The sequence below is a fragment of the Variovorax sp. RO1 genome (genome assembly GCF_002849325.1).
Classification (GTDB): domain Bacteria; phylum Pseudomonadota; class Gammaproteobacteria; order Burkholderiales; family Burkholderiaceae_C; genus Variovorax.
The window spans coordinates 2,192,527-2,216,543 of record NZ_PKMT01000001.1 but is presented as its reverse complement, the minus strand read 5'-3'; the positions used below and the strand labels follow the sequence as shown (position 1 = coordinate 2,216,543).

General features: G+C 69.7%; 14 protein-coding genes. 9 read left to right on the top strand and 5 right to left on the bottom strand.

All coding sequences use genetic code 11. The annotated features are described in order from the left end of the window. The first annotated feature begins 29 nt into the window (after positions 1–29). From folD to CY658_RS10530, 3 genes are read left to right on the top strand one after another with little or no spacing between them, the layout of a single operon-like run. Positions 30–881: a bifunctional methylenetetrahydrofolate dehydrogenase/methenyltetrahydrofolate cyclohydrolase FolD gene (gene folD, locus CY658_RS10540; RefSeq protein ID WP_101490038.1), complete on the top strand. Its 852-nt coding sequence runs from the start codon at positions 30–32 to the stop codon at positions 879–881. A gap of 5 nt (positions 882–886) precedes the next feature. After that, positions 887–2,944, top strand: a complete 2,058-nt coding sequence (locus tag CY658_RS10535) for a M3 family metallopeptidase (protein ID WP_101490037.1) — start codon at positions 887–889, stop codon at positions 2,942–2,944. A gap of 31 nt (positions 2,945–2,975) precedes the next feature. Continuing rightward, the gene (locus CY658_RS10530) at positions 2,976–3,635 is read left to right on the top strand and encodes a glutaredoxin domain-containing protein (RefSeq protein WP_101490036.1); all 660 of its coding nucleotides are present in this window, start codon (positions 2,976–2,978) and stop codon (positions 3,633–3,635) included. A gap of 41 nt (positions 3,636–3,676) precedes the next feature. Here CY658_RS10530 and rpiA read toward each other — a convergent pair whose 3' ends face one another. Continuing rightward, complete coding sequence (gene rpiA / locus CY658_RS10525) at positions 3,677–4,381, bottom strand: ribose-5-phosphate isomerase RpiA (protein WP_101490035.1); 705 nt, start codon at positions 4,379–4,381, stop codon at positions 3,677–3,679. A 40-nt stretch (positions 4,382–4,421) separates the two neighbouring features. Between rpiA and CY658_RS10520 the strand changes: the two genes are divergently transcribed. After that, the gene (locus tag CY658_RS10520) at positions 4,422–5,501 is read left to right on the top strand and encodes a quinone-dependent dihydroorotate dehydrogenase (protein ID WP_101490034.1); all 1,080 of its coding nucleotides are present in this window, start codon (positions 4,422–4,424) and stop codon (positions 5,499–5,501) included. Between the two features lie 15 nt (positions 5,502–5,516). On the opposite strand, the gene CY658_RS10515 is transcribed toward CY658_RS10520, so the two are convergent. The 4 genes from CY658_RS10515 to CY658_RS10500 form a co-directional block, all read right to left on the bottom strand. Further along, the gene (locus tag CY658_RS10515; protein ID WP_101490033.1) at positions 5,517–6,218 is read right to left on the bottom strand and encodes a phage holin family protein; all 702 of its coding nucleotides are present in this window, start codon (positions 6,216–6,218) and stop codon (positions 5,517–5,519) included. Positions 6,219–6,305: 87 nt separating this feature from the next. Beyond that, positions 6,306–6,602, bottom strand: coding sequence for a glycine zipper domain-containing protein (locus CY658_RS10510; RefSeq protein ID WP_056580064.1), 297 nt, complete (start codon positions 6,600–6,602; stop codon positions 6,306–6,308). Between the two features lie 135 nt (positions 6,603–6,737). Further along, complete coding sequence (locus tag CY658_RS10505) at positions 6,738–7,841, bottom strand: NAD(P)/FAD-dependent oxidoreductase (RefSeq protein WP_101490032.1); 1,104 nt, start codon at positions 7,839–7,841, stop codon at positions 6,738–6,740. A 44-nt stretch (positions 7,842–7,885) separates the two neighbouring features. Further along, positions 7,886–8,008: a hypothetical protein gene (locus tag CY658_RS10500; RefSeq protein ID WP_062479916.1), complete on the bottom strand. Its 123-nt coding sequence runs from the start codon at positions 8,006–8,008 to the stop codon at positions 7,886–7,888. Positions 8,009–9,320: 1,312 nt separating this feature from the next. On the opposite strand from CY658_RS10500, the gene CY658_RS10495 reads away from it, so the two are divergent. From CY658_RS10495 to CY658_RS10475, 5 genes are read left to right on the top strand one after another with little or no spacing between them, the layout of a single operon-like run. Then, a complete protein-coding gene (locus CY658_RS10495; RefSeq protein ID WP_101490320.1) occupies positions 9,321–16,490 on the top strand; it encodes a type I polyketide synthase in 7,170 nt (2,389 codons plus the stop codon). After that, positions 16,487–21,487, top strand: coding sequence for a non-ribosomal peptide synthetase (locus tag CY658_RS10490; RefSeq protein ID WP_101490031.1), 5,001 nt, complete (start codon positions 16,487–16,489; stop codon positions 21,485–21,487). The genes CY658_RS10495 and CY658_RS10490 overlap by 4 nt, the downstream gene beginning before the upstream one ends. A 6-nt stretch (positions 21,488–21,493) precedes the next feature. Next, positions 21,494–22,267: a 4'-phosphopantetheinyl transferase family protein gene (locus CY658_RS10485; protein ID WP_101490030.1), complete on the top strand. Its 774-nt coding sequence runs from the start codon at positions 21,494–21,496 to the stop codon at positions 22,265–22,267. Further along, positions 22,264–23,085, top strand: a complete 822-nt coding sequence (locus tag CY658_RS10480) for a serine aminopeptidase domain-containing protein (protein WP_101490029.1) — start codon at positions 22,264–22,266, stop codon at positions 23,083–23,085. Before CY658_RS10485 ends, CY658_RS10480 begins: the two co-directional genes overlap by 4 nt. Then, positions 23,078–24,001: a hypothetical protein gene (locus CY658_RS10475; RefSeq protein ID WP_101490028.1), complete on the top strand. Its 924-nt coding sequence runs from the start codon at positions 23,078–23,080 to the stop codon at positions 23,999–24,001. Before CY658_RS10480 ends, CY658_RS10475 begins: the two co-directional genes overlap by 8 nt. Positions 24,002–24,017: the final 16 nt, after the last annotated feature.

Here is a 24,017-nt window from a genome sequence, read left to right as displayed (position 1 = left end):
GGGCGTTTTTACTTGGAAAATCAAAACCGATGACCGCCCAACTGATCGACGGCAACGCCCTCGCCAAAACCATCCGCGCCGAGGTGTCCGGCCGCACCGCTGCGCTGAAGGCACGCGGCGTGAACCCGGCCCTGTCCATCATCCTGGTGGGCAGCGATCCGGCGAGCCAGGTCTACACCAAGCACAAGGTCAACGACAGCACCGAGACCGGCCTGCAGGCCACGCTCGAGACCTACCCCGCCGACCTGAGCGAGGCCGATTTGCTGGCGCGCATCCGCGCCCTCAACGACGACCCGACGGTGCACGGCATCCTGGTGCAGCTGCCGCTTCCGAAGCACATGGACAGCCAGAAGGTCATCGAGACCATCTCGCCCGCCAAGGACGTCGACGGCTTTCACGTCGCCAGCGCCGGCGCACTGATGACCGGCGCCCCGGGCTTCTGGCCCTGCACGCCGCACGGCTGCATGAAGATGCTCGAATCGATCGGCTACGACCTGCGCGGCAAGCACGCCGTGGTCATCGGCCGCAGCAACATCGTCGGCAAGCCGATGGCCATGATGCTGCTCGCCCAAAGCGCCACCGTGACCATCTGCCACAGCGCCACCCAAGACCTGGGCGCGATCACGCGCCAGGCCGACGTGATCGTCGCTGCCGTGGGCAAGCTCAACCTGCTCACAGCCGACATGGTCAAGCCCGGCGCGGTCGTCATCGACGTGGGCATGAACCGCAAGGCGGACGGCAAGCTCGCCGGCGACGTTGATTTCGACGGCGTGAAGGAAGTGGCCGGCTGGATCACGCCCGTGCCCGGCGGCGTCGGCCCGATGACGCGCGCCATGCTGCTCGTCAACACCCTTGAAGCCGCCGAACGCGCCGCCAAGTAATTTCCATGGCCATCACGAACAACCCCCTCCTCGACTTCACCGACCTCCCGCTGTTCGACCGCATCCAGCCCGCGGATGTGTCGCCCGCGGTCGACACACTGCTGGCCGATGCCGAGGCCGCGCTGCAGACGGTGACGGCGCCCGAATTCCCGGCCGACTGGCTCGCGATCTCCAAGGTGCTCGACGTGGCTTCCGAACGCTTCAGCCGCGCCTGGGGCGCCGTCGGCCACCTCAACGCCGTGGCCGACACGCCCGAGCTGCGCGCCGCCTACAACGAGGCCATGCCGCGCGTGACCGCGTTCTGGACTCGACTGGGTTCCGACGAGCGCCTGTACGCCAAGTACAAGGCCATCGACCCGGCCACGCTCAACCCCGAGCAGCGCCAGGCGCACAAGAACGCCGTGCGCAACTTCGTGCTCGGCGGCGCCGAGCTGCAGGGCGAGGCCAAGCAGCGCTTTGCCGACATCCAGGAACGCCAGGCCGAGCTGAGCCAGAAGTTCAGCGAGAACGCCCTCGACGCCACCGACGCCTTCGCGCACTACGCGCAGCTGGGTGAACTCGACGGCGTGCCCGAAGACGTGGTGAGCGCCGCGCGCTCGGCCGCCGAGGCCGACGGCAAGGAAGGCTACAAGCTCACGCTCAAGATGCCGTGCTACCTGCCGGTGATGCAGTTCGCCAAGAGCAGCGCACTGCGCGAAACCCTTTACCGCGCCTACGTCACGCGCGCCAGCGAACTCGGCGATCCGAAGTTCGACAACACCGCGCTCATCACCGAGATCCTCGCGCTGCGCGAAGAAGAATCGAAGCTGCTGGGCTACAAGAATTTTGGCGAACTCTCGGTCGTGCCCAAGATGGCCGAATCGCCCGAGCAGGTCGTCAAGTTCCTGCGCGACCTCGCCGTCAAGGCCAAGCCCTACGGCGAACGCGACCTGGCCGACCTGCGCGCCTTCGCTGCCGAGCAGTTGAACCTCGTCGATCCGCAGGCCTGGGACTGGACCTACGTCGGCGAGAAGCTCAAGGAAGCGCGCTACGCCTTCAGCGAGCAAGAGGTGAAGCAGTACTTCCCGGCACCGAAGGTGATGGCGGGCCTGTTCAAGATCGTCGAGACGCTGTTCGAAGTGTCGATCCGCCGCGACAGCGCGCCCACCTGGCACCCGAGCGTCGAGTTCTACCGCATCGAGCGGGCCGGCCAGAAGGTCGGCCAGTTCTACCTCGACCCCTCCGCCCGCGCCGCCAAGCGCGGCGGCGCCTGGATGGACGACGTGCGCGCCCGCTGGCTGCGCCCCGACGATGGCGCGCTGCAGACGCCCATCGCGCAGCTGGTGTGCAACTTCGCCAGCGGCGTCGACGGCAAGCCGCCGCTGCTCACGCACGACGACGTGACCACCCTTTTCCACGAATTCGGCCACGGCCTGCATCACATGCTCACGCAGGTGAACGAGCGCGACGTCTCGGGCATCAGCGGCGTCGAGTGGGACGCGGTCGAGCTGCCGAGCCAGTTCATGGAGAACTTCTGCTGGGAGTGGGACGTGCTCACCCACATGACGGCCCACGTCGACACCGGCGAGCCGCTGCCGCGCGCGCTGTTCGACAAGATGACCGCCGCCAAGAACTTCCAGAGCGGGCTGCAGACGCTGCGCCAGATCGAGTTCTCGCTGTTCGACATGCTGCTGCACACCGAGCACCAGGCCGCCGCCGCCCCGACGGGCGCCGTGATGGCGCTGCTCGGCCAGGTGCGCGCCGAAGTGGCCGTGATGCCCTCGCCGCCGTTCAGCCGCACGCCGAACACCTTCAGCCACATCTTCTCGGGCGGCTACGCGGCCGGCTACTACAGCTACAAGTGGGCCGAGGTGCTGAGCGCCGACGCCTACGCGGCCTTCGAGGAAACCGTGGGCGCCAATGGCGAGCCAAACATCGAGACCGGCCGCAAGTACCGCCAGGCCATCCTCGAGGCCGGCGGCAGCCGCAGCGCCATGGATTCGTTCAAGGCGTTCCGGGGCCGCGAGCCGCAGCTTGATGCGCTGCTGCGACATCAGGGCATGGCTCAGGCCCAGCCCGCTTGATACGGCGCCGAAGCTTGCGATACTCGGGAGGATGTATCCGACTTTTTACAAACTCCCCTCGCGTCGCCTGATCGGCCTGGCCGTCTTGCTGCTCTCGGCTGCTGCCAGCGTGCTGGCGCAGCCGGTCTACCGCCAGGTAGACAAGAACGGCAAGGTCACGTTTTCGGATCAGCCCCCCGTCGTCACCAACGCACCGACGGGCGGGCCGCAACCGGCCGGCGTCAATGCGCCGGCCAACAGCGGGCTTCCCTATGAACTGCGTCAGGTGGCACAGCGCTACCCCGTCACGCTGTACAGCGGCGAAAGCTGCGGCCCCTGCAACGAGGCGCGCACGCTGCTCACCACGCGCGGCATTCCCTTCGAGGAACGCACCATCAAGAGCAACGAGGACGTCGACGCCCTGCAGCGCCTGAGCGGACAGAACGCGCTGCCGCTGCTGACCGTCGGCTCGCAGCAGCTCAAGGGCTTCTCGGATGTGGAATGGTCGCGCTACCTCGATGCGGCCGGCTACCCCAAGAGCAACAGCCTGCCCGCTGGCTACCGCCCGCCCGCAGCGCGACCGCTTGTGGCCCAGCAGGCACCGGCTGCGGCACCCCGTGCGGCCGACGCGCCCCTGCAGCCCCCGAACCCCGCGCCGGCTCCGCCTTCGAACGCACCGGGCCCGAGCAACCCGGCTGGCATCAAGTTCTAAAAAATGACGGGGCCTTGGCCCCCGTTTCGCATCGCCGCCGTTCAGCCGGCGAACTGCATCGTCTTCACGCCCGACGCCGTGCCCAGCAGGCACACGTTGGCCTTCTGATGGGCGAAGACCCCAACCGTCACCACGCCGGGCCACTGGCTCACTTCGGATTCGAAGGCGCGCGGGTCGGTGATCCGCAAGCCGGTCACGTCGACGATGTGCTGGCCGTTGTCGGTCACCAGCGGCAGGCCGTCCTTCTCGCGCACCTGGGCAATGCCGCCCAGGCTGGCGAACTGGCGCATCACGCGGCGCGCGGCCATCGGAATCACTTCCACCGGCAGCGGAAAGTCGCCGAGCGTCTCGACCAGCTTGGAAGCGTCGGCAATGCAGACGAAGCGCTTCGACTGCGCCGCGACGATCTTCTCGCGCGTGAGCGCCGCGCCACCGCCCTTCACCATGAAGCCCTGGTGGTCGATCTCGTCGGCGCCGTCGATGTAGACGGCCAGCTCTTCCACCTCGTTGCTGTCGAACACCGGGATGCCCAGCGCGCGCAGGCGCTCGGTGGACGCGACCGAACTGGAGACGGCGCCCTTGATCTCGTCCTTGATCGTGGCCAGCGCGTCGATGAACTTGTTGACCGTGGAGCCGGTGCCCACGCCGACGATCTCGCCCTTGACCACGTAGGCCAGCGCGGCAAGGCCGACCTGGGCCTTGAGTTCATCCTGGGAAAGAGGGCTTGGGGAGGTGGGTGCGGTCATCGCGGAGAATCCTTGGCTCATTGAAGTCGAGAATTATCCGATGCCCCTGCTGCTGCCCTCTTCGCTCTATGGCCTGGCCCGCCCTTTTCTGTTCGGTTTCGATCCCGAGCACGCCCATGAAATCACCCTCGACGGGCTGGCCCGCACCCAGAACACGCCATTGGCCTGCGCTTATGCGGCGGCGCGCGTCGAAGACCCCATTCAGCTGGCGGGCCTGAATTTCCCCAACCGCGTCGGCCTGGCCGCCGGGCTGGACAAGAACGCACGCTGCATCGACGCCTTCGCGGCCATGGGCTTCGGCTTCGTCGAGGTCGGCACGGTCACGCCCAAGGGCCAGCCGGGCAACCCGAAGCCGCGCATGTTCCGCCTGCCGCAGCGCGACGCGCTGATCAACCGGCTCGGCTTCAACAACGAAGGGCTCGACGCCTTCCTGGCCAACGTGCAGAAGGCGCGTTTCCGCAAGCAGGCCGGCGGCGGCAAATCGCCCATGCTGCTCGGCCTGAACATCGGCAAGAACGCAGCCACGCCGATCGAGCGCGCGGTGGACGACTACCTGGCCTGCCTGGACGGCGTCTACCCGCACGCGGACTACGTCACGATCAACATCTCGAGCCCCAACACGGCCAACCTGCGCTCGCTGCAAAGCGACGAAGCCCTCGACGCCCTGCTGGGCGCCGTGGCCGAACGGCGCGAAGCGCTGGCCACACGCCACGGCAAACGCGCACCGCTGTTCGTGAAGATCGCCCCCGACCTCGACGACGCTCAGGTCGCGGTGATTGCGGCCACGCTGCAGCGCCACGGCATGGACGGCGTGATCGCCACCAACACCACGCTCGCGCGCGATGCGGTGGCGGGCCTGCCGCACGCGCAGGAAGCCGGCGGCCTCTCGGGTGCACCGGTGCGCGAAGCCAGCAACCGGGTGATCGCGCAACTGCGCGCGGCACTGGGCAAGGACTTTCCGATCATCGGGGTGGGCGGCATCCTGAGTGCGGCGGATGCCAAGGCCAAGATCGCCGCGGGCGCGGACGTGGTGCAGATCTACACCGGCCTGATCTATCGCGGCCCCGGGCTGGTCCGCGAAACGGCCCAGGCGCTGCAGCATGATCGCCGCAAGGCCTGAGCCGGTTCTTCGTGCTCAGCGCATGCGCCAGAGCACGGGCGCAATGACCGTGGCCCAGCGCAGCAGCCGCTTCGGGCGAATCACCACCACGGCGGCAGCAGCGACAACCCCGGCAGCCACCGGGTGCTCGCGTGCAATGCGCAACGCGGTGGCCGCGGCCGATTCGTTCGCAGGCTCGCCTGAGGCCGGCTGCGTGTCGCGGCCACCCTGCAGGGTCGCGATGCGCTCACGCTGACGCTCCATGCGGGCCAGCAACTCTTCGCGCGTGGCGGGGCGCGGCGGACGCGGTGCTTCGTCGTCCAGCTCCGGGTCCTTGCCGAGGTTGAAACGGTCCTGGACCCAGGCCCAGTCGCGCTCGAACTCCTGAAAGGTCGGAGCAAAGCTGTTGGAGGCGTTGCTCAGGCTGCGCATCAGGCTGATGACGGCCGCCAGCCACAGCACCGCCCAGACACCGGCCACCACCCAGGCGGCGGTGACGCGGTACGGCGTGTCCCAGTAATGCACGACCACCGCCATCGAGAGCAGCGCCACCGCAACGGTGGTCAGCCCCAGCACGGCGACGACCAGGACCAGGGTCAGCTTCAGGCGCTGCTTCTCGTCCTCCCAGGCCATGCGCAACAACTGCACCCGGTCCTCGGCCGCCAGCGCACCTTCGGCGGCGGCGATGCGCAACCGACGGATGCGGGCGTCGAGCCCGAACAGGGACAGCAGTTTCATGCGCCACCTCCGCCCTCGCCGGCCACCTCAGCGTGGCAACGGCGAACGAACGGACGGCGGTGCGCGCTCAGGCCGGTTCGGTGACGCTCAGCGGCGGCCAAGCAACAGGCCCACCAGCACGCCGACGGCCAGTGCGGCGCCGGCAACCTGCCAAGGTTCGTCGTGGGCGTAGGTGTTGGTGGCAGTGGCCGCCTGGCGCGCCTTCTTGGCGGCCAGCTTGCTCTTTTCGGAAGCCAGTTCGCGTGCGATGGCGAGCTTGGTGTCGATGCGTTGGCGCAGCGCCTTGATGTGGGGAACCGAATCCAGGTCCTTGCTGGCCAGCACGCCGCGCACGTCGCTCGCGATGTCTTCGGCTGCTGCTTCAAGATTGTTGGATGCACTCATTGGAATCTTTCCTCCGTGATGACACCGGCACCGCGCCGGCGGCTTCACGCCAGCATATGGCGTGCTGTCATGTTACAGGCTCGAAAGCCCCTCATGCGCGACAGAGATGTGCTCAGTTGTGCCGAGCGCGTGCGATCAGGCCTCGGCGAGCAGCTGCGCCACGTGCCGTCCGATGGCCAGGCTGCTGGTGAGCCCCGGCGACTCGATGCCGAAGAGATGGACCAGCCCCGGCACCCCATGCGATGCGGGCCCCGAAATCATGAAGTCGGCCGCGGGCTCGCCCGGCCCCGAGATCTTCGGACGCATGCCTGCATAGCCGGGAATCAACGCACCGTCGGGCAACGCGGGCCAGTACCTGCGCACCTCGTCGTAGAAGCGGTCGCCACGTGCCGGATCGACCACGAGATCGTCGGCGCTCTCGACCCACTGCACGTCGGGCCCGAACTTGGCTTGTCCGCCGAGGTCGAGCGTCAGGTGCACGCCGAGCCCGCCCGGCTCCGGCACCGGATAGATGAGCCGGCCGAAAGGCGCGCGGCCCGCGAGCGTGAAGTAGTTGCCCTTGGCGAAGTATTCGCGCGGCACGGCCGACGCCGGCATGCCCTCGAAGCGACGCGCCAACGCAGGAGCGCCCAGCCCCGCGGCATTGACCACCGTGCGGCAACGCAGCGCCGTGCCATCGGCGGCGATCAGCACGACAGCGCCGTCCACGCATTCGGCGCGATCGATGGGCGACTTGAGCGCCAGCATGCCGCCCGCGTTCTCGAGGTCGCCGAGCAGGCTCAGCATCAGCGCGTGGCTGTCGACGATGCCCGTGCTCGGTGAATGCAGCGCCGCAACGCAATGCAGTTGCGATTCCATCGCGAGGGCTTGCTGCGCGGTGAGCAGGACCAGGTCGCCCACCCCATTGGCCGCAGCCTTGGCGCGGATCACGTTGAGCTGGCCCACCTGTTCGGCGGAGGTCGCCACGATGAGCTTGCCGCAGCGGCTGTGCGGCACGCCGCGCGCCTGTGCGTACTTATAGAGCGCGTCGCGTCCTTCCACGCACAGCGTCGCTTTCAGCGAACTCTGCGGGTAGTAGATGCCCGCGTGGATCACCTCGCTGTTGCGGGAACTCGTTCCCGTGCCGATCGCCCCTTCGGACTCCAGCACCAGCACCTCCCGGCCCGCGAGCGCCAATGCGCGCGCCACGGCCAGCCCCACCACGCCAGCGCCGATGACGGCGCAATCGACTTCATCCATCGCGCGAGCTTAGCGCGGCGCAAGAGGCACAAGAGGCGCTGTTCTCACCTCGCGCTGGGCGGCGGCTCGGGATCGGTGGGCTCGTCGGGCGCGTGCTCCGGCCCTTCATCGGGCTCGACCGGCAGGTCGGGCGTGATCGGAGACGGAAGATCGGGTTGGGTGGCCATGGCTGCACTCCTTCGTTCCATCTCTTCGTTCTAGCGCGTTCTCACGCGCCTGCAAGCAGCCCGCGGCGGAAGGCGTCGTCGGTGCGCACCGACAGCAGCCCTCCGCTCAGGCCCCCCTTCAACACTTCAACACTTCAACGAGAAGACTCACGTTTCACGATGCATCGCAGGGCCATTCTAGGAATCGCCGTGCCTTCGCACATGAGCGAAGCGCCCTTTTGCGAGGGAGCCATGCGCCCTGCCACGGCGCGCATGCGCGCGTGACAAAGCGCCTGCCCAAGACCGCGCGGCGCGAACGCGGGACCCGGGCCAGCGCAACGCAGCGATGGCGGTGGGTGCGTTCCGGCGGCCTGGCCGCGCATCGGCGCGGCCCATCGGCGCCGCAGAAAAAGTAAGCCATTCGACCTAAAAACCCATCCCCCGCAAAGCGTCTCAGCCGCGGTCCGGCGGCGAATTGCGGACGAAATGGCGGGCCCGCGGTGTCGATGTCCGGGCCCGGTCCGGACCTTCCGGCCCACCCGAAAGAAATCAACCGGGATCAATGCCGGGCCCCACGACGCGGCTGACTGTCCGAATTTCGTGGGCCACTGCCACGGGGCATCTGGGCGTTCGGCGCGCTGACAGAGGGAAAAGCACCCCGTTTTCTGTTTTCCCATATTTCACAAAAGAAATGGGCCGAAATTGAATTCAAACCCTTCAAGAGGGCCGAGAAAAATTGCAAATCAAGCATCTCCAACGCAATCCAGTAACAGATTTCATTGAATTCAATGGGATTTTCAATAAATTCAAAGTTCAATTTCGACTTAATTGAAAGACAGATTATTTCTCCCATCGAAGAAAAACATCTACCCCATTTGAGCCGACGACCTTTGAATGCCGATGCTCTCCATCTGACTCAATTTGCGAAAAATCTCTGATCGATCTTCAAATTTTGGCGCATTACCGCTGTTTTCCTCAAGAAAACATAGCAACTCAGACTATCAAGAATGTCGCCGAAGCACAGAAGAGCGGCCAAAGGTTCGAACCGGCGTGTCGCCGCGGCTCCACAAATGGGTGACAAACCGCCCATGCCGAATGGGCGTGGTACCTCAAACGTCACGATTAAGGTAGTTCGATTCAGAAATATTTATATCCAAATGTAAACACAGAGAAAAGACCTCAACAGACGCCTCGCCAAGTTCATAGGATCGCGACAAATCAAGGCCAATGCTCCATTGAATTCAATTCAGTCGGATCAATTGAATTTTTCATTCACAGTCTGCAGCCGGGTAATTGCATGGAAACCCACATTGCTTCGTCGCCGGAGGCCGCCATGGCTTCGGAGGCCGCGCTGGGCGATCTCTTCGTCTCCCCGTCCGCGCGCGCGGCGACAGGCGAACGGCTCGGCGTCTCGCTGGCCCTCGACGCCGGGTTCGCGCAGCGATGGCTGGCGTCGCTGGGTGCCACGGGGTACCTGCCCGACACGCTGTTCGTCGGCGCCTGGCTGCTGCTGCGATCGCGCTGGCTAGGCACGGCCCTGCCGATGCCGCCGTCCGGCACCGCGAGCGCCTGGCTGACCCAGCTCGACCTCGACCGCCGGTCCGCGCACCCAACTTCCGAGACCTTGCCGCACCTGCGGATCGAAGCCCGCGCGGAGCTCCCCGCCAGCCTGCATCTGGACGTCGACGCGCGCCTGATGGATACGCCCTGCGCCACCCGCCTGCTCGCGGCCATCGCCAACACCGCTGCCGATCTGCTGGCGCGCCCCGACGCTGCGCTCGACAACATCCGCGCCCTGCCCGACGCCGACCGCGACGACCAGCTCGCCGCATGGACCGCGCCGCCCGCCGCGCCCGACCTGTCGCTCACCGTGCCCGCCGTGTTCAGCCGCCAGGCTGCGGCCACGCCCGACGCGCTGGCGCTGGTGGAAGGCGACGAAACGATGCGCTACGGCGAGCTCGACGCGCGCAGCGACCGGCTCGCACGGCGCCTGCAGCAGTCGGGCGTGCGGGCGGGCGACAACGTCGGGATGGTGTTCGAGCGTTCGATGGACGCCATCGTCGCCATGCTCGGCATCCTCAAGGCGGGCGCGGCCTACGTGCCGGTGCCGACCGACTTTCCGCCCGAACGGGTCGCCACCATGTTCGACCAGGCCGGTGTGACCCGGGTCGTGACGACCGATGCGCTGGCCCCTCTCGTGCCGGCCAACCGCGCCGCCGTGCGGATCGACGGGCCTGACGACGCCACGGACCGTGCATCGTGGACAGCACCGGCCATCGACGGCGAGTCGCTGGCGTACCTCATGTACACCTCGGGCTCGACCGGCGTACCCAAGGGCATCGAGACCAGCCATCGCGCCATCCTGCGGCTGGTGGTCGATGTCGACTACATCGAACTCGCACCCGGGCGCGCGATGCTGCATGCGGCGCCGCTCGCCTTCGACGCATCGACGCTCGAAGTCTGGGGGCCCTTGCTGAACGGCGGGCGCTGCGTGATCCACGACGAACGGGTACCCACCGGCGCCGGCCTCGCACGCACCATCGCCCGCCACGAGGTACACACCGCGTGGCTCACGGCATCGCTCTTCAACGCCGTGGTCGACGGCGATCCGCAGCACCTCGCGGGCCTGGCGCACCTGTTCACCGGCGGCGAGGCGCTGTCGGTACCCCATGTGCTGCGCGCGCTCGATGCACTCCCCGGGCTCACGCTCAGCAACGGCTACGGGCCGACCGAGTGCACGACCTTCGCGACCACCCATCGCATCGAGCGCGCCGCCATCGCGGCGGGCCTGCGCTCGGTGCCGCTCGGGCGCCCGATCAAGGACACCGTGCTGCGCGTGCTGAGCCCGACGCTGGCCCTGCTGCCCAGCGGCCTCGTGGGCGAGCTGTGCATCGGCGGACACGGCCTGGCCCGCGGGTACCTGGGGCAACCCGAACTCACGGCCGCGCGCTTCGTGCCCGATCCTTTCGGCGCACCCGGCGACCGGCTCTACCGCACCGGCGACCTCGCCCGCTGGCTGCCCGACGGCACGATCGAATTCATCGGCCGCATCGACGGCCAGGTCAAGATCCACGGCCACCGCATCGAGACCGGCGAGGTCGAGGCAGCCATCCTTGCGCATCCCGCGGTGCAGTCCTGCGCGGTGGTCGCGCGGCCCGGTCGCGACGGCCAACTGCGTCTGATCGCCTACCTGGTCGCACGCGCACAGAAGCTCGCGTGGGACACGCTGCGCGCGCACCTGGCGACCCGCCTGCCCGCGGTGATGCTGCCTTCGGCGCAGGTCTGGCTCGCGCAACTCCCCGTCACGCCCAACGGCAAGCTCGACCGCAACGCGCTGCCCGAGCCGGCCGGTGAGCGCCCCGACCTCGCGCAGCCTTTCGAGGCCGCGCGCGACACGCGCGAGCAGCAGGTGTGCGACGCCTTCGCACGCGCCCTGGGCATCGACACCGCCGGACGCAACGACAACTTCTTCGATCTGGGCGGCAGCTCGCTGCTGGTGCTGCAGGTGCTCGCGGACCTGCAGCGCGAGGGCGCGCCAGCGCTGTCGACCAACCTGTTCTTCCGCCATCCGACGCCGGGCGCCATCGCGGCGCAACTGCAGCCGGCCGACGAGGTACCGCAGCCCCTGCCCGTGCGGAAAGACGCCACCCGCGCGGGGGCCGACGCCCCGGAGCCGATCGCCCTCATCGCCACCGCCGGTCGCTTCCCCGGCGCGGGCGATGTGGAGCAGTTCTGGGACAACCTCGTCGCCGGGCGCGACACCGTCAGCTTCTTCGACGACGCCAGCCTGGACGCCGGCGTCAGCGAGTCGCTGCGCCGTGACCCGGCCTATGTGCGGGCGCGCGGCGTGATCGACGGCATCGAGGGCTTCGACGCCGCCTTCTTCGGCCTCGGCCCGAAGGAAGCCGCGCTCATGGACCCGCAGCACCGCGTGTTCCTCGAGATCTGCTGGGAGTGCCTGGAGCGCGCGGGGTACGTGCCCGACGAGGCGCCGGGCCCGGTGGGCGTGTATGCGGGCACGTACAACGCCACCTACTTCCAGCGCCACGTGGCCTCGCGGCCCGACCTCGTGGAGGCCGTCGGCGAGTTCCAGGTGATGCTGGGCAACGAGAAGGACTACATCACCACCCGCGTGGCCAACCGGCTCAACCTGCGCGGGCCGGCCGTGAGCGTCAACACCGCGTGCTCGACCTCGCTGGTCGCAATCGCCCAGGCCTTTCACGCGTTGCGCACGGGCCAGTGCTACATGGCGCTTGCGGGCGGCGCCTCGGTCACCTGCCCGCCCCGCAGCGGCTACCTCTACAACGAGGGCTCGATGCTCTCGCCCGACGGCCACACGCGCAGCTTCGACGCGCAGGCCAAGGGCACCGTGTTCAGCGACGGCGCCGCCGTGGTGCTGCTCAAGCGGCTGTCCGACGCGCAGGCCGACGGCGACACCATCTATGCCGTGCTGCGCAGCGCCTGCGTCAACAACGACGGCGGCGCCAAGGCCAGCTTCACGGCGCCCAGCGTGGACGGCCAGGCCGCGGTGATCCGGGCCGCACTGGCCGCGGCGGACGTGGACGCGCGCAGCATTTCCTACGTGGAAGCGCACGGCACCGCCACGCCGATGGGCGACCCGGTCGAGGTCGAGGCGCTGGCCGTCGCGTACGCCGAGCACACCGACGCGCGGGGCTACTGCACGCTGGGCTCGCTCAAGAGCAACGTGGGCCACATGGTCACGGCCGCGGGCGCCGCCGGGCTCATCAAGACGGCGCTGGCGCTGCACCACGAACTGATTCCGCCCACCGCGCATTTCACGGCACCGAACCCGGCGATCGACTTTGCGCGCACGCCGTTCCACGTCAGCAACCAGCTGCAGCCGTGGCCGCGGGCCGACCTGCCGCGCCGCGCGGGGGTCAGCTCCTTCGGTGTCGGGGGCACCAACGCGCACGTCGTGCTCGAGGAAGCGCCGGCGCGGCAGGCGCGCTCCACGCAGCCTGGCGTCCACGTGCTGGCGCTGTCGGCCCGCTCGGAGGCAGCACTGGCGGTCGCGACGCAGCAGCTGGCGACGCACCTGGAAGAACAGCCCGAGCTTTGCCTCGGCGACGCGGCGTTCACCCTGTGCGTCGGCCGCAAGGCCCATGCCTTCCGTCGCGCCGTGGTGGCCGGCGATGCGGCGCAAGCCATCGAGGCGCTGCGCTCGGAGAACGCGGCCTGGCGCGTGAGCGACCGGATCGCCGAGCGCGCGCCGCAGCCCCTGCTGATGTTCCCGGGCCAGGGTGCGCAGTACCCGGGCATGGGCCGCGCGCTGCATGCGGGCGACCCGGTGTTCGCGGCTGCGTTCGACAACTGCCTGCGTGCCTTCGACGGCGCGCTGGACTTCGACCTGCGCGAGCGCATGTTCGCCGCCGACCCGCAGGCGCTTGCGCCGACGGCCGTCACGCAGCCCGCGCTCTTCACGCTCGAGTACGCGCTCGCACGGCGGCTGCTGTCGCTGGGCCTGCGCCCGCACGCCCTCATCGGCCACAGCGTCGGGGAATTCGTCGCGGCCGTCATCGCCGGCGTGATGCGCCTGGAAGATGCCGCCCGGCTCATTGCCCGCCGCGGCGCGCTCATGCAGGCACAGCCCGCCGGGACGATGCTGTCGGTGCGGCTCGGCGCGGACGCGCTGGCCCCACGGCTCTCGGCCTCGCCCCAGGTCTCGCTCGCCGCGGAGAACGCACCCGGCGCCTGCGTGGCCGCCGGTCCGTCCGAGGCCATCGCCGAACTCCAGGCCGCGCTCGAAGCCGAGGGCGTCGCCTGCCGGCTGCTGCAGACCTCGCACGCCTTTCACTCCGCCATGATGGACGCCGCGGTGGCGCCCTTCGAGGCGCTCGTGAGCCAGGTCGCGCTGCACGCGCCGCAGATCCCGATCTACTCCACGTTCACCGGCTGCCTGCTCGAAGACGCGCAGGCCACCAGCCCGGCCTACTGGGCGCAGCACCTGCGCGGCACCGTGCGCTTCTCGCCGGCATTGCAGAGCGCGGCGGGCGACGCCACCCATCCGGTGTTCGTGGAAGTCGGCCCCCGCAACACGCTGGCCGCGCTGGTGCGCCAGCACCGTCTGCCAGGTCTCGCCCCGGCGTCGAAGGCCGGCGCCGTGGCGGTGTCGCTGCTGCACGGCGAACCGGCCGACGAGACCCGCACCCTGCGCCTTGCCGCCGCGCGCCTGTGGACCTGCGGCGCCGAGGTCGACCTCGCCCTGCTCGCACCGCGCGCCGGCGCCCGGCGCGTGTGCCTTCCCACCTACCCGTTCGAACGCAAGCGTCTGTGGGTCGACATCGCGCCCGCCGCGCCGGTGTCGCCCGCCCTTGCGCCCGCCCTGCCTCTTCTGCCTGCCCTGCCTGTTTCATTGGAGCCGATCGTGACCGCTGCCGCGCCCTCGCCTCACCTGCCCCTGCCGTCTCCCCAGCCGCCCGATGCGTCGCGCGCGGCGTCGGTCGACACCCGATTGCGGGCCCTGTTCGAAGACATCTCGGGCATCGACATGGCACAGGCCGAGGGCCACGCCCCGTTCGGAGAGATCGGGATGGACTCGCTCACGCTGACCCAGGCCGCCACGCAGATCAAGAAGCGCTTCAAGGTCGAGCTGAGCTTCCGGCAGCTGATGGAGAACTACCGCAGCTTCGACGCGCTGGCCGCGTACCTGCTGCAGAGCCTGCCGCCCGAGGCCGAGCCGGTGGCCGCGCCCGTCATGCCCGCCATGCCTGCGGCCTCCGCCGTGCAGGTGTCGATGCCAACGCCACCGCAAGGGCTCGCGCAGCCCACCGGCCTGCTGAACCAGGTGATCGCGCAGCAGATGGAGCTGATGCGCCAGCAGCTCGCGCTCCTGTCCGGCGCGGCCGCTCCAGTGCCGGCAGCGATGCCCGTGGCGGCAGAGCCCGTGCCCGTCGCGCAGCAACAGCCGCCGACCGAAGCGCCGCTTCGCTACGACGTCAACAAGGCCTTCGGCGCCATTGCCCGCATCCACACCCAGCGCACCGCCGAACCCAGCGCACGGCAGAAGGCGCGGCTGGCCACCTTCGTGCGGCGCTATGTCGAACGCACGCAGAAGAGCAAGCGCTTCACCGAGGAGAACCGCGCCCACATGGCAGACCCGCGCGTGGTCAACGGTTTTCGCCCGCTGACCAAGGAGATCACCTACCAGATCGTGATCGAGCGCTCCAAGGGCTCGAAGATGTGGGACATCGACGGCAACGCGTACGTCGACGCGCTCAACGGCTTCGGGCTGAACCTGTTCGGCTGGCAACCCGATTTCGTGCAGGACGCCGTGCGGGCCCAGCTCGATGCCGGCTATGAGATCGGACCGCAGCATCCGCTCGCGGCCGACGTGACCCGCCTCATCTGCGAACTCACGGGCAGCGAGCGCGCCGGCCTGTGCAACACCGGCTCCGAGGCCGTGATGGCGGCGCTGCGCATCGCGCGCACCGTCACCGGACGCAGCACGGTGGTGGCCTTCACGGGCTCCTACCACGGCACCTTCGACGAAGTGCTGGTGCGCGCCGGCAAGGGCGGCAAGGGCCTGTCGGCCGCGCCCGGCGTGATGAGCGGCATGTTCGGCGACATCCGCGTGCTCGACTACGGCACCCCCGAGGCGCTCGCCTTCATCCGAGACAACGCCGCAGACCTGGCGGCCGTGCTGGTCGAGCCGGTGCAAAGCCGCCGCCCCGATTTCCAGCCGCGCGAGTTCCTGCACGACGTGCGCGACATCACCACAAAGAACGGCTGCTGCCTCATCTTCGACGAGGTCATCACCGGCTTTCGCACCGCGCTGGGCGGCGCGCAGGAACTGTTCGGCGTGCGCGCCGACCTCGCCACCTACGGCAAGGTGATCGGCGGCGGCTTTCCGGTCGGCGTGATCGCCGGCAAGCGCGAGTTCATGGACGCGCTGGACGGCGGCGCCTGGCAGTACGGCGACGACTCGATCCCGGGCGTCGGCGTCACCTATTTCGCCGGCACCTTCGTGCGCCATCCGCTCGCGCTCGCCGCGGCCAAGGCCTCGCTCATGCACCTGAAGGAGGCCGGGCCCGCGCTGCAGGCCGGGCTCAACGCCAGCACGACCGCCATGGCCGCCGAACTTTCGGGCTGGTGCCAGGAGGTCGGCGCGCCGCTCGCGATCCGTCATTTCTCCTCGCTGTGGCGCGTGAGCTGGCTCGAAGACCACCCGCTGCAGGACCTGCTGTTCGCCATGATGCGCAGCCGCGGCGTGCACATCCTGGACAACTTCCCGTGCTTCCTCACGAGCGCGCACAGCGCCGAGGACATCGCTTTCATTCAGAGCGCCTTCAAGGAATCGGTCGCCGAGATGCAGGAATCCGGCTTCCTTCCGCGCCGCGCTCCTGCTCCCAACCGCTTCGATGCGCGCAAGCCCGTCGAAGACGGCAGCGTGCTGGCCCGCGACAGCGACGGCCGGCCGTTCTGGCACGTACCCGAAGACGCCGCCTCGCACGAGCGCCTCATCAACGGAAAGGCCGCAGCATGAACGCCGCACTCAAGCCCACCGCGAGTGGTGGCCTCGTCGAATGCATCATTCCGACGACCGAATCGCAACGCGAAATCTGGCTCGGCGCCACGATGAGCACCGAGGCCTCGATGGCCTACAACGAGTCGGTCGTGCTGCGATTGCGCGGCGCGCTGGACGGCTCGGCCATGGCGCGCGCCACCGACCACCTGCTCGAACGCCACCAGGCGCTGCGCGCCACGATCTCGCCGGACGGCACCTTCATGCTGGTCAGCCCCCCAGGCGGGAACCACCTGGTGCGGCAGGACCTGGGCGGGCTGGCGCCGGAAGCCCTCGAGCAGGCCCTGCACGCGGCCCACGCCGAGGCGGTCTGCACGCCGTTCTCGCTCGAACACGGTCCGCTGTTCCGGGCGGTGCTGTACCGCCTGGGCGATGCCGAGCACGAACTCGTGATGTCGGCGCACCACGTGGTCTGCGACGGCTGGTCGTGGGCGGTCATCACCGAGCAGCTGGGCCACCTCTATGCCGAGGAAACCGGCACCGGGCTGAAGCTCAAGCCCGCGCCGCTGTTCGCGGACTTCGCCGCCGAGGAAGCCGTCGCCGCCGCGAGCCCCGACATGCAGGCGCACATCGACTACTGGCTGGCGCGCTTTTCCGGCACCACGCAGCCGGTGCTCGACCTGCCGCTGGACCGCCCCCGCCCGGCCGCGCGCACCTTCAACTCGCGCCGCGCCGAGCGCCTGCTCGACCGGCGCGTGGTCGGCGCCGTGCGCACCGCGAGCACCAAGGCCGGCGTCAGCCTGTTCACGGGCCTGTTCAGCGGCTTCATCGCGACGCTGCACCGCCTCACGGGCCAGGAAGACATCGTGGTCGGCATCCCGACCTCGGGTCAGCTCGCGCACGACGTGCCCGGCCTCGTCGGCCATTGCGTGAACCTGCTGCCGCTGCGCATTGCCGTGCATGCCGCCACGCGCTTCGACGCGCTGATGGACGAATGCAGCACCGCCGTGCTCGACGCCTTCGATCACCAGGCCCTCACCTATGGCGCGTTGCTGGGCCAGCTGTCGCTCGTGCGCGACCCGAGCCGGCTGCCGCTGGTGAGCGTGGCCTTCAACGTCGACCCCGACGTGGCGAGCAGCGCGCAGGCGTTCACCACGCTCGACGTGGTGCAGGACACCATCGCCCGCCGCTACGAGAACTTCGAGCTGTTCGTGAACCTGCGCCCGCACGCCGGCAGCCTGCAGATCGAGGCGCAATACAACACCGACCTGTTCGACGACGTGAGTGTGGAGCGCTGGCTCGACATGTTCGAGTGCGTGCTGCAGTCGGCCGCGCACAAGCCCGACGAAACCATCGGCGGGCTCGAGGTGCTGTCGGCCGGCGCCGCGCGCGCGCTGCTGGCGCTGCAGCCCGCGCGCGTGCCGCTGCGCGGCGCGCCGCTGGCGCATGCCGGCTTCGTGGCGCGCGTGCCGCTGCAGCCCCACCGCCCGGCGGTGCGCGACGGTGCGCGCAGCTGCAGCTACGGCGAACTCGATGCGCTGTCCAACCGCCTGGCGCGTGCGTTGCGCGCGCGCGGCGTGGGCCGCGGCCAACGCGTGGGGTTATGCCTCGAACGCAGCCTGGAGATGGTCGTCGCGATGCTCGGCATCCTCAAGGCGGGCGCGTCCTACGTGCCGCTGGACACCGCGTTTCCGCAGGCGCGGCTGGACCACTACGCCAGCGACGCCACCCTCAGCCTGATGCTGACCTCCTCCGACATCGCGGTGGCGCCCCGCGACTGGCGCGGCGACGCCGAGCAGCGGATCTTCGAGATCGATCGCGACACCGCCTGGCGCCACCTGTCGGGCGACGCCCTGCCGCCGAGCAGCGACGACCCGGGCTCCGAAGACGCCGCCTATGTGATCTACACCTCCGGCTCGACCGGCCTGCCCAAGGGCGTCATTGCGCACCACCGCGGCGTGGCGCACCTGCTGCAGTGGATGCAGCGCGAATCGAACGTCGGCCCGTCCGACCGCATTGCCGCCGTCACCACCCTGTCGTTCGACATGGCCGTGCCCGACCTGCTGCTGCCGCTGGCAACGGGTGCGGAACTCGTGATGGTGCAGCGCGAGGTCGCCATGGACGGCAACCGCCTGTCGCAGGCGCTCGACGACGAACAGATCACGCTGCTGCAGGCCACGCCCGGCATGTGGCAGCTTCTGCTCGACGCCCAGTGGGCCGGCGGCACGCCCGGTTTCCGCGGCTGGACCGGCGGCGAAGCGCTGCGCCCGAGCATGGCGCTGGCGCTGTGCGAGCGCATGGAAGGGCTGTGGAACGGCTACGGCCCGACCGAGACGACGGTGTACTCCACGGCCTGGCACGTCCGCCCCGAAGAGATCGCTTCGCGCGGCGTGTCGATCGGCAGGCCCGTCGACAACACCGAGATCTGGATCCTCGACGCCGACCTGCAACCGTGCCCGATCGGCGTGCCCGGCGAAATCTGCATCGCGGGCGAAGGTGTTGCGCTGGGCTACCTCGACCGCCCCGCGCTGACCGCCGAGCGCTTCGTCACGGTGCGCATCTTCGGCACCACGAAGAAGGTCTACCGCTCCGGCGACCGCGGCCGCTGGCGCAACGACGGGCTGCTCGACCACCTCGGGCGGCTCGACTTCCAGGTCAAGGTGCGCGGCTACCGCATCGAGCCCGGCGAGATCGAGGTGCGCTGCTGCGAAGTCGCCGGCGTCTCGCGCAGCGTGGTCGTGGCCCGCGAGGACAACCCCGGCGACGTGCGCCTGGTGGCCTACCTGGCGCTGATCCCGGGCGCCGGCTTCGACCTCGATGCGCTGATGGTGCACCTGCGCAAGCACCTGCCGGCCTTCATGCTGCCGCAGCACGTGGTGACGCTCGACGCCCTGCCCACGCTGGCGAACGGCAAGGTCGACCGCGTCTCGCTGCCGCCGCCGCAAGCGGTGGCGCGCGACGAAGTGCGGCGCGGCGCCGGTCCGCGCAACGCGCACGAGCGCAAGGTGCTCGTGATCATGGAGAAGGTGCTGAGCCTGCCGGGCCTGGACATGCACGACAACTTCTTCACCATGGGCGGCCACTCGCTGCTGGCCGCACGGCTCACCACGCTGCTGAGCCGCGAGTTCCAGGTCACGCTGCCGCTGCGCTCGCTGTTCGAGGCGCCCACGGCCGAAAAGCTGGCCGCGGTCATCGAGGCCCTGCAGGGCGCGGGCGTCGGCCTGCAGGCGCCCATTGCCTGCCACCCCGATCGCCGCAGCGCGCCGCTCACGCCCTCGCAGGAACGCATCCGCTTCATGGAGCAGCTGTACACGGGCCGGTCGGTCTACAACGCGCCCTCGGCGCAGCGGCTCACCGGCAAGCTCGACGCGGCGCGCTTCGAAGGCGCGCTGCGCGAGATGATCCGCCGCCAGCCCTCGCTGCGCACGTGCATCGGCTTCGACGAGGATACGGGACAACCGATCCAGTCGATCGCAGTGTCGGTGGAGTTCGCCCTGCCGCTGGTCGACCTGCGCGGCCTGCCGGCGGACCAGCGCGAGGCCGAGCTGGCCGAGCAGATGCAGGTGCTGTCCGACCGGCCGATCGACATCCACAGCGCGCCGATGATGCGTGCGACGCTGTTCCAGCTCGACGACCACGAGCACGTCTTCCTGTTCGTGCCGCACCACCTGATCTGGGACGGCTGGTCCTTCGACCTGATGCAGCGCGAGCTGGGCGCGTTCTACGACGCCGCCGAACGCGGCCGCCCCCACAACCTGCCCGCGCTCGCCACCACCCACGGCGACTACGCCGAGTGGCTGGAAAAGTGGCTGACCGAGCCTGCCTGCGAGGAGCAGCTCGCGTTCTGGCGCGGCCGGCTCGCGGGCGCCGCCAAGACCGTGCGGCCGCCCCGGACCGACATGCCGCGCCGCGCGGGCAAGAGCGGCCAGGGCGGCGCGCACTGGATCCACATCGACCTGCAGAGCACGCAGCGGCTGCGCGAGGTCGCGCGCGACATGGACGTCACGCTCAGCATGCTGACCTTCGGCATCTACGCGCTGACCATGGCCCAGGCGACCGGCAACGACGCCATCGTCATCGCGAACCCGGTGCGCGGGCGCCAGCAGGCCGAGACGGAAGACGTCATGGGCTTCTTCAACAACGTGCTGCCAGTCTCGCTCGCGGTCGACATGGCGCTGCCGCTGCCCGACTTCATGCGCTACGTGAAGCAGGAGCTGCTGTCGATGATGAACCACCAGCAGGTGCCGTTCGAGCGCCTGATGGCCGAGCCCGGCTATGCGGGGCAGATCAAGCACGCCGGGCCCTACCAGGCGATGTTCTCGTTCCAGGACGCACGCGAACGCGCGCGCACCGTCGGCAGCCTGCAGACCCGCCAGGTGCACGTGATGCAGCACGGCGCCACCGACGACATCGGCGTGTGGCTGATGGACAAGCCGCACGGCCTGGAAGGCGCGCTGCTCTACAACGCCGACGTGTACCTGCGCGAGACCGGTGCCCAGCTGCGCGAGCGTTACCTCGAAGTGCTGGCCCGCGTCGCCGACCACCCGGGGGCCACGCTCGCCGAGATCGCCCGCACCGAAGGCTCGGCCAGCGCGCTCTATCTGCGCAAGCTGGCAGCCGAAGAGGCGGACAAGGGTGCGCCGGCCGATGACACCGACAGCGACGCACGCGAAGCGAAGCGAGGGCTGCTCAGCCCCGAGCACGCACAGCTGGCCCAGATCTGGTCCGACGTGATCGGCATCGACGTCGACGAGATCCGCGCCAACGACAACTTCTTCGACCTCGGCGGCGACTCGCTGCTGGTGCTGCGCGCCGTGCAGCAGGCGGCGCAGACGCTGGGGCACCGCGTGGAGCCGCGCCGCTATCTGTTCGAGAACCTCGGGCAGATCGCCTCCTCGGCGCACGGCACCCCGCACGGCGTGCCCTCGGACCTCGCCGACCTGGCCGCCGGCACGGCCGTGCATGCACAGCGCGGCGGGCTGCTCGGCGCGCTCGGCAGCTGGCTGCGCAAGGGGTGATCGACCATGACCAGCGCCGCCCACGCCCTGTCCATCGACGCACCGGTCTGCCGGTACGTCGAGCTGGACAGCGTCACCGACACCCTGCTCGCCCAGGTCCTGTCGGACGAAGAGCGCGCGCGTGCCGAGAGCCTGCGCTTTCCCGTCGACCGGCAGCGCTTCGTGGCGGCGCATCTCGCGCTGCGCCAGGCGCTGTGCGCGTACACGGGCCTGGCTCCCGCCGCGCTGACGCTGGCCACCGGCGCCTTCGGCAAGCCGTCGCTGGCGGGCCACCCGCGCACCCAGTTCTCGCTGAGCCACAGCCAGGGCCTGGCCTTGATCGCCATCGGCGGGCGCGGCCCGCTGGGCGCCGACGTCGAGCTGCTGCGCCCGATGCCGGACGCGGCCGCTTTGGCGGCGGCGCATTTCACGCAGCACGAACAGGACGCACTGGCCGCCCTGCCCGCGCATGAACGCGACCACGCCTTCCTGACCTGCTGGACCCGCAAGGAAGCCTGCCTGAAGGCCATCGGCGTGGGCCTCTTGATGTCGTCGCAGAGCTTCGAGGTGGGCGTGGTGCCGGACTGCCGCAGCGTCGAACTGCCGGTGGCAGGCCGCACGCTGGTGCTGGTGTTGGGGCCCGCGCCCGCGCGGGCGGACAGCGTGGGCTCGCTCGCCGAATGGCGCCACACCGAAGCCCGCGTCCAGGCCTCGGGGGGCGGTTTCGAAGGCGGCCCCATGCGCCCCCTGAACGCGCTCCAGGGGATGACCGAAGCGCGATGCGCGAGGGGTGTCGCATGACCCTCTTCACGCCGCTCATGTTCGGGCCGGCCTCGCGCCAGGTCTTCGGCGTGTTCCATGCCGCCGACGACCACCGGGGCGAGCACACCGCGGTGCTCCTGTGCCCGCCCTTCGGACAGGAAGGCCTGCGCACCCATCGCTTCTTCAAGGTGCTGGCCGAGCGCCTCGCACGCGCCGGCGTTGCCACGCTGCGCTTCGATTTCTACGGCTCCGGCGACTCGCCGGGCGACGAGAGCGAGGGCGAGCTCGACGGCTGGCGCCGCGACCTGTGCGCGGCGCACGAGGAGCTGCGGCGGCACGTGCCGCATGCCGCCATCGTGTGGATCGGCGCACGGCTCGGCGCCACCCTGGCCGTGCTGGCCGCGCGCAATGGACTGTGCGATCCGGCCCGTCTGGTGCTCTGGGAGCCGGTGATCGACGGCCAGGGCTACGCGCGCCTGCTGCGCGAGCGCCACGTCGAAGCGATCGACACGACCTTCTGCATCCCTGACCTGTCGTGGCGCCGCAGCCTCGCGCGGGAACCCGACGCGCTGCCCGAGGAGGCGCTCGGCGTGCGTCTCTCGCCTGCCCTGCAGGCGCAGCTGCGCGCCCTCACGCCGCAGTCGCTGCCACTCACGGCCCTGCACGACACCCTGGTGCTGGCCCCGCCCGACGACACGCCCACCGCGCAATGGGCGGCCGAGCAGCAGTCGCGCCACATGCCGGTGCGCCTGGCCTACCTGAGCCACCCGCTGGACTGGACGTCCGACCCCTATCCCCACAGCGCGATGGTTCCGGCCGATGCGCTCAGCCGCCTGCAGGGAGCCATCCATGAATGACCTGACGCAGACCCCGGTGTGCTTCGGCCCCGGAAACGCACTGATGGGCATGCTCACCGTCCCCGCGCAGCGGATGCCGGCGCCCGTCGCCTGCCTGATGTTCAACATGGGCGCGAACCACCGCGTCGGGCCGCGCCGCATCAACGTGAAACTGGCGCACGTGCTCGCCGCGCGCGGCGTGGGCAGCCTGCGCTTCGACCTGGGTGGCATCGGCGACAGCGAGGCGCTGGACACCGGGCCCGACCTGCAGACGCGCGCGGTGCACAGCCTGCAGGCCGCCATGGACCTCGCGCAACGCATGCTGGGCATCCGCCAGTTCGCGGTCGTGGCCATGTGCTCGGGCGTGGAGCACGCCATGTCGGCAGCCGCGGTGGACGCGCGCATGGTGGCGCTCTCGCTGTTCGACGGCTTTGCCTTTCCCCAACGGCGCACGCGCTGGGAACTCACGGTGCGCCGCGCGCTGGCGGCGCCGCTGCACCCGTCGTTCCCGGGCAAGGCGCGGCGCTGGGTCTTGCGCCATCTGCCGGGCAACACGACGACCAAGGCGCTGCCGGGCTACTTCGTGGACCGGCGGCCCCCCAACGTCAATGCGATCTGGTTCGAGGCCACCATGAAGCGGCTGGTCGAACGCGAGGTGGCGGTGCAGCTCCTGTACTCGGGATCGCTGCATGTCTGCGACCGCGACCGCGACCAGCTCGGCGCCCTGCGCCACGAACCGTTCATGCAAGGCCTGCAGTACGAGTTCATGCGCGAGGTGGACCACACCGTCTGCACCGTGAAGGGCCAGCAGCTCTTCCTGCAATCCGTCGGCGACTGGGTCGTCGAGCACTGCCTGGCCACCCCCAGCCCGGAGCGGCAGGGCCGACCGGCGGCAGGCACCCCGCGCGCCATTGCGGCCACGCTCGCCGCGCCTTGAAACAACAACCGAAGCC

Bases quoted from the DNA above. Each gene is read 5' to 3' on its own strand.
- folD (WP_101490038.1), top strand. From the start codon at position 30: ATGACCGCCCAACTGATCGACGGCAACGCCCTCGCCAAAACCATCCGC.
- CY658_RS10535 (WP_101490037.1), top strand. From the start codon at position 887: ATGGCCATCACGAACAACCCCCTCCTCGACTTCACCGACCTCCCGCTG.
- CY658_RS10530 (WP_101490036.1), top strand. From the start codon at position 2,976: ATGTATCCGACTTTTTACAAACTCCCCTCGCGTCGCCTGATCGGCCTG.
- rpiA (WP_101490035.1), bottom strand. From the start codon at position 4,381: ATGACCGCACCCACCTCCCCAAGCCCTCTTTCCCAGGATGAACTCAAG.
- CY658_RS10520 (WP_101490034.1), top strand. From the start codon at position 4,422: ATGCCCCTGCTGCTGCCCTCTTCGCTCTATGGCCTGGCCCGCCCTTTT.
- CY658_RS10515 (WP_101490033.1), bottom strand. From the start codon at position 6,218: ATGAAACTGCTGTCCCTGTTCGGGCTCGACGCCCGCATCCGTCGGTTG.
- CY658_RS10510 (WP_056580064.1), bottom strand. From the start codon at position 6,602: ATGAGTGCATCCAACAATCTTGAAGCAGCAGCCGAAGACATCGCGAGC.
- CY658_RS10505 (WP_101490032.1), bottom strand. From the start codon at position 7,841: ATGGATGAAGTCGATTGCGCCGTCATCGGCGCTGGCGTGGTGGGGCTG.
- CY658_RS10500 (WP_062479916.1), bottom strand. From the start codon at position 8,008: ATGGCCACCCAACCCGATCTTCCGTCTCCGATCACGCCCGACCTGCCG.
- CY658_RS10495 (WP_101490320.1), top strand. From the start codon at position 9,321: ATGGCTTCGGAGGCCGCGCTGGGCGATCTCTTCGTCTCCCCGTCCGCG.
- CY658_RS10490 (WP_101490031.1), top strand. From the start codon at position 16,487: ATGAACGCCGCACTCAAGCCCACCGCGAGTGGTGGCCTCGTCGAATGC.
- CY658_RS10485 (WP_101490030.1), top strand. From the start codon at position 21,494: ATGACCAGCGCCGCCCACGCCCTGTCCATCGACGCACCGGTCTGCCGG.
- CY658_RS10480 (WP_101490029.1), top strand. From the start codon at position 22,264: ATGACCCTCTTCACGCCGCTCATGTTCGGGCCGGCCTCGCGCCAGGTC.
- CY658_RS10475 (WP_101490028.1), top strand. From the start codon at position 23,078: ATGAATGACCTGACGCAGACCCCGGTGTGCTTCGGCCCCGGAAACGCA.